At 40.8% G+C, this 12,350-nt stretch carries 11 protein-coding genes; 8 read left to right on the top strand and 3 right to left on the bottom strand.

From position 1 onward, the window contains the following. Positions 1-2: 2 nt before the first annotated feature. From HWQ40_RS00225 to HWQ40_RS00205, 5 genes are all read left to right on the top strand, one after another. Positions 3-464, top strand: a complete 462-nt coding sequence (locus tag HWQ40_RS00225) for a GNAT family N-acetyltransferase (protein ID WP_292774130.1) — start codon at positions 3-5, stop codon at positions 462-464. A gap of 188 nt (positions 465-652) precedes the next feature. Beyond that, positions 653-880 carry a ferredoxin family protein gene (locus HWQ40_RS00220; protein WP_012408944.1) on the top strand — a complete coding sequence of 76 codons (228 nt, stop codon included), beginning with the start codon at positions 653-655 and terminating at the stop codon, positions 878-880. Positions 881-899: 19 nt separating this feature from the next. Beyond that, positions 900-1,862 (top strand): HEAT repeat domain-containing protein, encoded by a 963-nt coding sequence (locus HWQ40_RS00215; RefSeq protein WP_292774128.1) that lies wholly within the window; start codon positions 900-902, stop codon positions 1,860-1,862. Between the two features lie 19 nt (positions 1,863-1,881). After that, positions 1,882-2,649 (top strand): DUF4058 family protein, encoded by a 768-nt coding sequence (locus HWQ40_RS00210; RefSeq protein WP_292774125.1) that lies wholly within the window; start codon positions 1,882-1,884, stop codon positions 2,647-2,649. A 107-nt stretch (positions 2,650-2,756) separates the two neighbouring features. Beyond that, on the top strand, positions 2,757-3,839 hold the full coding sequence (locus HWQ40_RS00205; protein WP_292774123.1) for an Mrp/NBP35 family ATP-binding protein: 1,083 nt from the start codon (positions 2,757-2,759) through the stop codon (positions 3,837-3,839). On the opposite strand, the gene HWQ40_RS00200 is transcribed toward HWQ40_RS00205, so the two are convergent. The 3 genes from HWQ40_RS00200 to HWQ40_RS00190 form a co-directional block, all read right to left on the bottom strand. Then, the gene (locus HWQ40_RS00200) at positions 3,817-4,398 is read right to left on the bottom strand and encodes a carbonic anhydrase (protein ID WP_292774121.1); all 582 of its coding nucleotides are present in this window, start codon (positions 4,396-4,398) and stop codon (positions 3,817-3,819) included. The two genes, HWQ40_RS00205 and HWQ40_RS00200, sit on opposite strands and share 23 nt — an antisense overlap. Positions 4,399-4,576: 178 nt before the next feature. Continuing rightward, entirely contained in the window at positions 4,577-5,443 is an 867-nt protein-coding gene (locus tag HWQ40_RS00195) for a CmcJ/NvfI family oxidoreductase (protein WP_292774119.1), read from the bottom strand. 85 nt (positions 5,444-5,528) lie between these two features. Then, a complete protein-coding gene (locus tag HWQ40_RS00190) occupies positions 5,529-6,200 on the bottom strand; it encodes a glutathione S-transferase family protein (protein ID WP_292774117.1) in 672 nt (223 codons plus the stop codon). A 450-nt stretch (positions 6,201-6,650) separates the two neighbouring features. On the opposite strand from HWQ40_RS00190, the gene namA reads away from it, so the two are divergent. The 3 genes from namA to HWQ40_RS00175 all read left to right on the top strand — a co-directional run bounded on the left by namA (position 6,651) and on the right by HWQ40_RS00175 (position 12,334). After that, on the top strand, positions 6,651-7,718 hold the full coding sequence (gene namA / locus HWQ40_RS00185; protein ID WP_292774115.1) for an NADPH dehydrogenase NamA: 1,068 nt from the start codon (positions 6,651-6,653) through the stop codon (positions 7,716-7,718). A 628-nt stretch (positions 7,719-8,346) separates the two neighbouring features. Then, the gene (locus HWQ40_RS00180; RefSeq protein ID WP_292774113.1) at positions 8,347-9,663 is read left to right on the top strand and encodes an MFS transporter; all 1,317 of its coding nucleotides are present in this window, start codon (positions 8,347-8,349) and stop codon (positions 9,661-9,663) included. A gap of 829 nt (positions 9,664-10,492) precedes the next feature. Further along, the gene (locus tag HWQ40_RS00175) at positions 10,493-12,334 is read left to right on the top strand and encodes a vanadium-dependent haloperoxidase (protein WP_292774111.1); all 1,842 of its coding nucleotides are present in this window, start codon (positions 10,493-10,495) and stop codon (positions 12,332-12,334) included. The last annotated feature ends 16 nt before the right edge of the window (positions 12,335-12,350 follow it).

The raw sequence follows: 12,350 nt of genomic DNA, 5'->3' as shown, positions 1-12,350 counted from the left end.
TTATGATAAACAAAGTTAGTGTAAGTGAGAAAATTAAAATTAGACAAGCTGAGATTAAAGATGTCGAGAGAATTGCTAGTCTTTGCGAACAACTTGAATATTCTGTGACAAATCAAAAAATAGAGCAGCGCCTTACTAAAATTAAAAATAACGATGCTCATATTGTGTATGTTGCCACTTTAGAAGATGAATATGTAATAGCTTGGGCGCACGCTCATATTTGTGACTCAATAGTTATTCCGACTCCAGCGATTATTTTGGGATTAGTTGTAGATAAAGATTATCGTCATAGTGGAATTGGACGTTTTTTAATGCAACAAATTGAACAGTGGGCTTCTCTGGCTGGATGTGATAGTGTTCTATTACGTTCTAATATTAAACGCAAAGAAGCTCACTTGTTTTATGAGAAAATTGGCTATACCAATATCAAACAATCATTAACTTTTCATAAAAAATTGTTTTAGTGAAAAATATGCAGTTAATTAATACATTTGCCACTCACCATCTGCTTAATGATCGTCTGCGATTTAAATATTTGAATGAACTACATCGTATGCATCTAAACAACCTACAATGGTGAGATAATTCATGCAAATTTACCCCATTTATTTTACCGATTAGCAGTTTTAGTACAAAATTATGGAGTTATTTTATGGCTTTAATCAATCAGAGAATAGATGTTCCTGTGATCGTTGATGAATCGAAATGTCTAGAAAAATGTACAGCCTGTATTGAAGTTTGTCCCTTGGATGTATTGGCGAAAAATCCAGAAACAGGCAAAGCCTACATGAAATATGATGAGTGTTGGTTTTGTCTACCTTGTGAAAAAGAATGTCCAACCAATGCAATTACTGTGCAAATTCCCTTTTTGTTACGTTAACTATCTGTGGTAAAAATTAATGAATGATGACCTCAAGCATTGGCTAGAAATGTTGCGATCGCCTGACGTAAATGATCGTATAGTAGCTGTCAAAACCTTGCAACATTTAGGTGATGATGAAACAATTGATGGTTTAATTATAGCTTTAAAAGACGAACATATTACTGTTCAGAAAATAGCGATCGCTGCCCTTTGGGAAATTGCTAATCCTGTTGCCATCCCTGCTTTAATTGAATGCCTTGGTTCAGCAGATACAGATATTCGTACTGAAGCTGCATCAGCATTAAACGAGTTAATTACACAAAATGAATTGTTACTTTTACTAAATAAACTCCAAAATAATGATGTAAATATTCAATTAAATATTTTGGTGCTTTTGCGGAAGATACATGATATTCAATCTTTACCCAACATTTTACCATTTTTAGAATCCAAAAACCCTGAGTTAAGAGAAGCAGCCATTACTACACTTCGATATATTAATCAACTAGAAAAATGTCCACAAGCTTTAAATCTAATCTTTGATGATGAAGCAAGTGTACGTCGTGCTGCTGCTTTAACTTTAGAACATTTACAAGATCCAGAAGTGATTACAATACTTTGTCAAGCACTCACAAATGATAGTGACTGGCAAGTTCGCCGAAATGCAGCTAAATCTCTAGCTATTCATGCAAATAATCAAGCAATTTCAGCATTAGAAATAGCTTTAAATGATGAACATTGGCAAGTGCGGAAATCAGCAGCGCAAGCTTTGCAAAAAATTCCAGATATTCAAGTTATGCCAAGATTAATTCAAGCATTAACAGATGAATATGCAGATGTCCGCAAAGAAGCTGCGATCGCACTTGGAAATTTAGCTCATCCCGACGTTATTAACCCCCTACAACAAGCCTTAGATGACCCTGACAAAGAAGTGTCCATCCAAGCGCAACGGGCAATTCAGAAGATTCAAACAGATAGAATAGTCTCAAGGGAGCAGTAAATAACTAAGGGAAAGCGTAATGGACAATCCATTTCCTGGAATGAACCCGTATTTGGAACAGCCTGAACTTTGGCATCAAGTTCACAATCGTTTGATTGTAGCGATCGCTGATGACCTAACTCCCCAAATCGTCCCTAAATACCGAGTTTCCATTGAAGAGCGAGTTTACACTAGTGTAGATGATGTCTTACTCGTAGGAATTGCTGATGTAGCAGTTGCTAAACGTAACACTACAGATATCAGTACAACTTTGACTGCTGCGAAACTTGCTGAACCCAGTAAAGTGAAAGTTCCTGTACCTGAACAGATAACTGAGCGATTTTTAGAGGTGCGAGCAACTCCAACCAAAGAAGTAGTCGCTGTGATTGAAATACTTTCTCCCAAAAATAAACCCTCCAAAGAAGGTAGAGCCGCCTACGAAAGCAAACGACAGAAAATTTTGGCTTCTGCAACCAACTTAGTAGAAGTTGACCTCACCAGACAAGGGCAGCCAATGCCTATTTTCGGAGCATCAACCACAGATTATAGTTATAGTATCTTGGTCAGTCGCAGCTACAACAGGCCTGATGCAGATTTATATACTTTCGATTTAAAAAACCCAATTCCTGTTTTTCCTGTACCTTTGCGTGAGGGAGAACCTGAACCGATACTTGAATTGCAAAGGTTATTAAACGAAGTTTACGAACGTGCTAGATTTGACTTGGCAATTGATTATTCACAACCTTTAAAGATAGTGCAATCACCCACAGAAGAAGCTTGGGTGAGAGAAGTATTGCAGAGGATGTGAAGGAGAAAAAGCATTTATATTTAGTATTATTTTATGTCTATAATTATTATGCATACATCATTTGAGGAAATTCAAGGTTTGACATAAATATTTTTATGGAGTTCTAAATGTCTAACCACCAATACCCCTTTCAGCGTCCAGAAAATCAGGTAAAACCAGATACTAATCTTCAGCAGCAAGAAGTAGTCCAACTCCTCAAACAGGTTATCGAACCTACCTTAAAAAATGACATCGTTAGTTTGGGAATGATACGAAACTTACGCATAGTTGATGACTATATTTACTTGCGTTTATATATTGGTTCTCATCAGCACCAATTACAGCCAGAAATTCAATCTAAATTATCATCTCTATATTGGTGTAAAAAAACTTATATTCAAATTTGTACAATTCCCGGTGTTAAAACAACTCTTGCAGTTTCTAGTGGTAAAGGTGGTGTGGGGAAATCCACAACAGCCGTTAATCTAGCCGCAGCTTTAAAATTACAAGGTGCAAAAGTAGGACTATTAGATGCTGATGTTTATGGCCCCAATGTTCCCCAAATGTTGGGTTTAGGACAAACTGATATTCAAGTGATTAATACTCCCACAGGTGATAAGTTTTTACCTCTAGAAGCTCAAGGAATAAAAATAATGTCAGTGGGTTTACTTGCAGAAGCAAATCGTCCATTGGCATGGCGGGGGCCTGTATTGCATAAAATTATCACACAATTTTTGCAAGATGTGGAATGGGGTGAATTAGATTATTTATTAATAGATTTACCCCCCGGTACAGGTGATGCTCAAATTACAATTATCCAAGAAAGCCCAATTTGTGGAGTCATTTTAGTGACAACTCCTCAACAAGTGGCTGTTGCCGATGTACGACGTAATATATATATGTTTCGCCAAGTGGGTGTTCCTGTCCTTGGCATCATTGAAAATATGAGTTATTTAATGTGCGGTGATTGTGGTTCACGCACACCGATTTTTGGTAGTGGTGGCGGCGAACAATTGGCGGCAGAATTACAAGCGCCTCTGTTGGGACAAATTCCCATCGATCCCCGCATTTGTAGCGGTAGTGATACTGGAAATCCGATTGCGATAAGTGAATACGCTTCCCCAACAAAGGAGGTTTTTACACAAATAGCTATTTCATTAAATACTACTTTTACGTTAGACAATAAAACTACGCAGCTTGACCAAGCTTAGTAGCTTCAGGAACTTCAATCAATAGCCCTGTTTTGACATCGTAGATATAGCCATAGATCGGAATTTCACTTGGAACTAATGGATGCAAACGAATCCGTTGTACATCTGTATAAACGCTTTTAGCTTGGTCATCAATAGTCAACCAATTGATAAACTTGCCTTCGCTTGATCCCGACCCAGATCCAATATCTGACCAACCTATTTCATCTAGCTTGGCTGTTTTGAGGCTACTAGAAAGTAAATTACTGATGATTTCATTAGTGAAAGTTTCCATTCCACAATTAGTGTGATGAATTACAAACCATTCACGCGTACCAAGTAATTTGTAAGAAATCACTAAAGAGCGAATCGCATCATCGCTAGCACGTCCACCTGCATTACGAATTACATGGGCATCTCCTTCAGCTAGTCCAGCAAATTTAGCTGGGTCAAGTCGAGCATCCATGCACGTGAGAATTGCAAACCGACGAGATGGGGGTATGGTGAGATTACCTTTATCACCGAATTTATCAGTGTAACTAAGATTAGCTGCCAGAACTTCTTCTACAATTTGGCTCATTTTAAGTTTATGTGGGCGATCGCTAGATTAGCAAACCAAAAGTAAATAGACCACGCGGTAGGGGTGCAAGGCCTTGCGCCCCTACGACAGGTGTGGTTCAAATACATGAAAACTGCTGTAATTTGTTTTACGCAGAGGCGCAGAGAGTAGGAGTTTGAGACAAGTTTTTGTGATCTATCTATGCGGGGTAAAAGACGAATGTTCGTAGTTCGATGCTTTCTCGTGGGGGAGCGTTGGCTGGGCTGGTGGGATCTTCAAAGGCTGTATGGGCGGCAAAACGGGCGTGTCCGTCTTCTGCGGAGTCGAAACATTTGATAAATAGTGCTTCGTCTCTGTGCATTTGCGGGAAGTAGAACCATTTATGTTGGGAGTTATACGTGACTCCGTATGTCTCACCAACCCGATCGCGGTACACTAAATCACCAGCCACAAGGTCTGTTGTTGCAATGCTTTGTGCGTCACACACTGCTAATGGTGACTCTTGGATTGGTTGGGCGATCGCTCGCCAAACATTGATGATGGCAAATCGTTGTTTTAGTAACGTATCAATGTCATCTATGCCTCGTGCTGCTAGTTCCAAACGGGCGCGAGTATAGCCAGATTTGGCGGTGAAGTCGTTGTGTACCCGCTTGGCAGGTTCTTTAATATTATTCTCACCTGGCTTTGACTGACCGGCGTTACGCAGGGTGTGATCAAATATCACTACCTTAGTTCCGCCTGTCACCTCTTTTAACAATTGCTCGGCTTCTGGATAGTAGACACGGCGCACTTCGTCTTCATCATAAAAGTTGCGGACATTAGTAATATGTCCAGTAAAGGCGAATCCTTCTTTATCTAACGAGATGTTTTCTGAGATAGAACGAGCATTGTAAATTGGCAGTTTGTGTGTCTGATAAGTTGCATTCGTGCGGGGAATCCCGGCTGGCGGTTCATAAGTATAGTTAACAGGTTTTTCTGCCGTTGGAATCAGGTAAGTGAGGTTAGCCTCTACGGATGGCAGATCCAGGGAAATCGGTCTGTCTATAACTTGGTTATTTAAGCTCATAGGTTATCCCATTTTGGATTTTGGTTAATTATTTGGTCAATACTCAACAGTTAATGATTTACTCCTATCACCACGCCCCTGTGTCCTATTTTTGTGCTGCACCAACGGGAATCGGTTCACCGAGAACTTTGGCGAATCTTTCCAAATAGAAGTCCGCAGGATTTGCTACTGCTTGGATTGAGGAGCGATCGCGTACCAGATTCCACCATGTCTGCAACCGAGGTGTTTCTGCCGGTAGTGCGAATTTGCGGAAGTGTTCTAAGAGTGGTAAACGTTCAAACCAAGGATAGAAGCTAATATCAACTAGGCTAAACTGATCTCCTAAGAAGTAATCACCTTTGCCTAATCCTTCTTGTTCAATATATAGAAGTGCTTCTGTGAACTCTTTTCGTCCTTGTTCTTGTTCGGTGCTATCTTTACCGCGTAAGAATTTGTTAAAAGCTGGGACAAGGCGAATATTGGCATAGTCTATCCAAATCCGAGCGATCGCTTTAGCTGCGGGATCGCGGGGTAACAAAGGTGGTTCTGGAAAAACTTCATCTAAATATTCATTGATAATGGCGGACTCGTAAATTTCAATATCCCCATGTTTGATAGCCGGAACTTTACCATAGCGCGAAATCTGCGTGTACCCATCTGGTTTATTTTGTAAGTCAATTTCTATCGGGGTGAAGTCAATACCTTTTTCCAGTAAGACGACGCGAGTACGTTGAGAGAAGGTAGAGGCTTTGGCGAAGTATAGTTGTATGTTGCTCATGAAATTTTTTCCTTGTAATAATCGTGACATGCAGACTATTTGAGATTGCACAACTCAAACTAAAGCAATAAAACAGAAGCTGTTCATGAGCGATCGCCCACTATCGATAAAAGAAACCATTCTGTTTTCTGATTAGTGCAGTTAAATAATTCACTGGCAGGTATCTACGTCAGTTAGATGATATACTACAGTTTATCGGTCGGGTTAATGTACTTTAAAATATTATACAGTCTTTATGAAAATATGCATACCTAATTATTAGTGTAACTAAATAAATAGCTAGACATAATCAGGCGTTTGTGCTTTGGGATTCTTTTTGTTGGCTGTGGCGTTTATCGCTCATTTCAGTGTACGGAAGAGAAAATCTCCAGCCGTCTAATGCAAAATCGAATTTATGCTGCAAATCCCTCCCCAATTTATTTTACCTAGCAAGAGAAGGAATCAAGATTAATGGCACATCTATTTGAACCATTCAAGATTCGTGAAGTTGTTTTTCGCAACCGCATCGCCGTTTCACCGATGTGTCAATATTCCAGTACAAATGGATATGCTAATGATTGGCACGTTATTCATCTAGCTTCTCGCGCAGTTGGCGGTGCAGGTATAGTGTTCACAGAAGCAGCAGCTGTAGAGCCGCGTGGACGCATTAGCCCGCAAGATTTGGGAATTTGGTCAGATTCACACATAGAAACTTTAGCCAAGACTGTGGCATTAATTCATAACTTTGGCGCTGTTGCAGGTATTCAACTTGCTCATGCAGGTAGAAAGGCCAGCACTGCCAAACCGAGTAAGGGAGGGAAAGTGCTGGATGAATCTCAGGAAGGTTGGCGTCCCTTGGTTTCGAGTAGTGCGATCGCTTTTAGCCAAGATAGCCCAGTTCCAGAAGCCCTCAGTCTTGAGGGAATTCAAGAAATTATTGACGCCTTTACTCAAGCTGCCAAACGTTCTCTCCAAGCTGGTTTCAAGGTAGTAGAAATCCATGCTGCCCACGGTTATCTACTGCACCAATTTCTCTCACCCCTTTCTAACCACCGTCAAGATGATTATGGTGGCAGCTTTGAAAACCGGACTCGTCTGCTTAGAGAAGTAGTTCAAGCAGTCCGAGAGGTTTGGCCTCAGACACATCCACTCTGGGTACGCATTTCTGCCACCGATTGGGTAGACAATGGCTGGGACATTGAGCAAAGTATTGCTTTAAGCGACAAACTCAAGTCTTTAGGAGTTGATCTGATCGACAATTCATCAGGCGGTATCATACCGGGCGTTAATATCCCAATTAAACCTGGTTATCAGACTCAGTTTGCCGAACGCATCCGCCGCGAAGCTAATATTCATACAGGAGCCGTAGGTTTAATTACATCCCCTGAACAAGCAGACGAGATTATTCGTACAGAAGTAGCTGATATAGTGCTGTTAGGACGTGAGCTACTCCGCAATCCTTACTGGCCACATCTGGCAGCCAAACAACTTGGACACGATAAACGCTGGCCTGTTCAATACGATCGCGCTTGGCTGTGATGTCAACTGTGTTTAATTGAGCATCAACCACCTCAAACCCTTGCTGTTTAGCGGTAGGGGTTGTGGCTATTCGACCAAACGTGGTATGATAATCATTCTGCTCATAGTGCTGCTTTTTTTTGCTTCAATACTAAGCATACAAACTTTCTGCTTTACTAATATTAAGGTTTACTAATACTATTTCAAGGCTGGTGATATGCAAGTCTGCTAAAACTTCATCAAAAAAATTAGTAGAGACGTTGAAATGCAATGTCTCTACCAATGTCCTCATCCGTGCAAATTATCTTAATCCAAGGGTAATAGGTTAAAGGAAAAAGCACTATGAACAGAGTGAATGCAAAGCGCAGGCAAAGAAAGGAACACAACCGGACTTACGCCCTAACAACTAGAAACGTCTATCCCCCCTTAACCCTGGTTTGTCACTCTCGGAAAACAATAATCTAATCCAGATTCTAACCAAAATTTATAGACAAAAAGTGAAAGCCAAAGCCCCATAAACCTTTGGGTTATTGTATTCTCCAAAAGTGACAAAAGAGGGTTAGGGGATCTCTTGTACGTAAGTCCTAACAACGAACAAAGGATGAAAAATTAAACAGGGTTGCAATAATTTTCAAATAGGTAAAAACTGATGATACCAAGTAATAGAGTAAAAGTCCAAAAATACAAGCCAAAGTTTTTTTTTGAACTTCCACCTGCGCTTAAATCTGTAAATTTTTCTTGTTTCGTTATTGGACAAAGCTTATCTTTTTTTGGGTCTTGGATGACTCAAATTGCTTTGGTATGGCTAGTTTATCAACTAACTAATTCAGCTGTATTGGTAGGTGTAGCTGGATTTACAAATCAAGCTATGGGCTTAATTATTACACCCTTGGTAGGAGTATTGCTAGATCGCTGGAACTTACGATATGTTCTATTAACTACTCAGCTAGTATCTATTCTGCTATCTTCTATCTTAACCTTTTTAACTCTTAGCAATAACATCAATGTTGCATGGATTATTGCCATAGGCACGATTCAGGGAATTGTAAAAGCTTTCGATTTACCAGCACGCCAGGTAATTATTCCCAGACTTTTGGATAAGAAATCAGATACTTATAGTGCAATGGCTTCCCATTCATTCTTGATTAATACAGCGAAGTTTGTTAGCCCGATGATTGGGGGTTTACTGATTGCCAGGTCTGGTGCAGCTTCCTGTTTTTTAGTAGATAGTATCAGCTATCTACCATTTGTATCTGCAATCTTAACTATCAAAGTCAACCCAGTTATCAATAATTCCTTGGCTCAAAAACCCCAAATGTGGAAAAATCTTAAAGAAGGGTTTGTTTATGCATACGAATTTTTGCCGATTAAATATTTATTGATATTGCAAATTACTATTTGTTTTATGGGAATGACTCATGTCAATCTAGTGCCAATTTTTGCTCAAGAAGTACTAAATGGTAACGCTGAAACTATGGGTTTTTTGATGACAGCTTCGGCTTTTGGTTCCATAGTTTCAGGTATTTATCTCATCTCTAGAAAAAATGTTATGGGACTGGGAAAAATTATAGCAATCTCTGCCGCACTTTTAGGTTTAGGCTTAATAGTTTTTTCTCGGTCAACAAATTTAGAGATTTGTCTACTACTCATGTTTATCATCGGCATGAATAATACTCTAACCTTGGCTTCAATCAGTAACTTTATGCAATCAATTCTTCTTGATGAAGATAAAAGAGGTAGGGTAACTAGTATATTTACAACTGGTTTTTTAGGAATACTGCCTTTTGGTAATTTATTTTTCGGAGCATTAGCAGGTTACTTTGGTGTTGATAATTCTTTATTATTTGGCGGTGCTTGTTGTATTTTAGGAGCATATTTCTTTAGTAGACAACTGCCCAAAATAAGAAAAATAGTGCATCCAATTTATGCAGAGTTGGGCTTAATTACCCAGTCCAATAAAGGCTAAATCCGTTTTTATGGGATGTTGTCTGGAAGCGATGTCTACGACGGACGGGCTACACCTACGTCTAGTTCTCTCAACTCAACCTTTCAACAACAACCGCCTTTGATACTTGATCAAAACCGACCGCGTCGCGTTTCATCCACAGTCTCAAGCAGAGAATACGAGGCTGTGCGCCTGTTCCTCTGGGGCTTTCACGCTCTTGCTAAGTTTATTGTAAAAACCTCTTGATTTTTATCACCGATTGTGAGAAAGTCTGATTTAATATCTACAAAATACGGTAAATCGATAGATTTACAGTGTTATCTAGCTTGACTGGAAGCAAGCGGTGGTTTTAGCTGTGCTTTAATCCCGGCAACATCCGATCACACTAATTACAACTACAAAAGTATAACAGCCATGCAATCAAGGCATCATACCAGCACTGAATGCCGATATTACTGTCAGGAGAATATATCAAGTTTGGGTGATTACTTCTAATAAAATTTATCAATTTAGGTTGGATTAAACGGCAGTGAAACCCAATATGAATAAGGATCAAATGTTGGGTTCCCCTGCGGGAAGCCCCTTCTCTACGAGATGCTGTTCGCATTCGGTTCTACGTTCTTCAACCCAACCTACAGATATTATTAAGTGTTTAACCAAACTGATATCACTCCTATGTAAGTTACCTTCCAGTAAAGTAACCCCAGATATCATCCCAAATCTAGTTCGATTTCCCTGTTTCTCTAGAGGTGGGCATTTCGTGTATGGCTAGTTGTTCTAGTTTTCAGATGCTCATGTATTCACTTATGACTAGATTTTTGCATTATTTTTTTCCAGTGGAGAACATCTCATGCAATTAGATCCAAATTCTCATCAAGATTCTGAAAAAAATGCTCAGGCTCATAGTGAAATAACAAAAACTAAGCAACCTCAAACTAGCGCAGGTAGTAAAAGATTATTCCTCAGTCGCGGCAGCAGACGTTTATTTCTCGGTCGCGTCGGTTTGTTTAGTGCAGCTAGTGTTGTGGCAGGGGTTTTCAGCTCATCTTTTTCCTTGAAGAAAGGAGGAAATGTTGTCCAGGCCCAAAAACCTCCTGCAACGTTTAACTATAGCAACTTTCGTAATAGAGCTTTTCAAGTACGTACAAGAGCAGCCAAGGTTAATTCGGAAATTCCTATTCCTCTTCATCCCACCAATGGAGATGAGGCGAAGTATGCTAACAAAATTGCGACGGATACACGAGGATTACCCCATAACAAGCTGGGCGAAGTGGATCTGAAGGCTTATCAATCTTTTATTAATGCGTTGAACTCCGATGATCCCAATGAGTATGAAAAGATCATCCTGGGTGGCAAACGGAAGCTGGTACAACCGCTCGGTCCATTAGCGGTTAGCTTGAGTGGGCTGAATCCGAGCCAATTGACAATTCCAGTGCCACCTACCCTCGATAGTGCAGAGCAGGCGGCTGAATTCCTCGAAATTGCTTGGCAACAACTGTTGCAGGATGTACCCTTTAGCGAGTTCCGCAATAATACAACTAACCCGCTGATTCTGGCAGCAGTTCAGGATCTGAATCGGTTGTCAGCATTCAAAGGGCCTAAACAGAACGGACAGGTTACACCCGAACTCCTATTTCGAGGCACTGTGATTTACGTTAATGCCTCTGGTGGAACGAGTTACTACACACTACCAGGGGTAGATGTGGGCCCATACGTCTCCCAGTTTTTACTGCGTCCTGTGCCCGCAGGAACACATACTTATGTTCAGCTTAACCGTGTTCCCCTAGCTATTCCCGAAAACAGTTTTCAAACCAACTATAACGAGTGGTTGCTGGTGCAAAATGGTGGCGATCCTGGTCGAACGATTAAATTTGACTCAACCCGTCGCTACTTTATCAACGGGCGCGACCAGTCAGAGATTGCCCACACGCCACCACCCGTCTATGCAAATGCTGCTCTAATTCTACTCGCCAAGCCAGTCATTAATGACCTCCTAGCTGGTGGCGTTGGCTCACCTTACAATCCTGGTAATCCTTATAACAACTCGAAGACCCAAGCGAGTGGTTCTGCGACATTTGGTCCAGGGTATTCACAATCTCTCATCGCTTGGGTTGCTCCACATGCAATCAGAGCCGCTTATTGGCAAAAGTACTATGTTCACCGTCGTCTGCGAGCAGAGGCTTATGGTGGGTTGGTTCACAACAACAAGGTGAATAAAACAAACTATCCGATTCACCCCGATGTTTTTAACTCAGAAGTACTAGACCGCTTCTTCAGCAAAAACAAATCCTATCTGCTACCGCAAGCTTTTCCTGAAGGGGCACCATTCCACTCTTCTTATCCAGGGGGCGCTTCGGTGTCCGCAGGTGCCAGTGTCACGATTTTGAAAGCACTATTTGATGAGAGTTATGTGATTCCGAATCCGGTGGTACCCGATCCCAAAGATCCCACCAAGTTGATTCCCTATCAAGGCCCACTGCTGACGGTAGGCGGCGAATTGAACAAACTGGCGGCAAATATTGGCTTGGGTCGTGATAGTGCTGGGATTCACTGGCGCACAGATGCAGCAGCGTCGTTGGCCCTTGGCGAAGCGATCGCCATCAGCATTCTTAAGGATGAAAAGCTAACGTTCCGCGAAAAATTTGAAGGTTTCACGTTCACCAAGTTTGATGGTACAAAAATCACAGTTTAAAGCTTTGACTGTTTAG

Source organism: Nostoc sp. NMS9, assembly GCF_017114995.1.
GTDB lineage: Bacteria > Cyanobacteriota > Cyanobacteriia > Cyanobacteriales > Nostocaceae > Nostoc.
The sequence above is the reverse complement of the archived record's forward strand: the minus strand, read 5'-3'. Positions and strand labels throughout refer to the sequence as shown.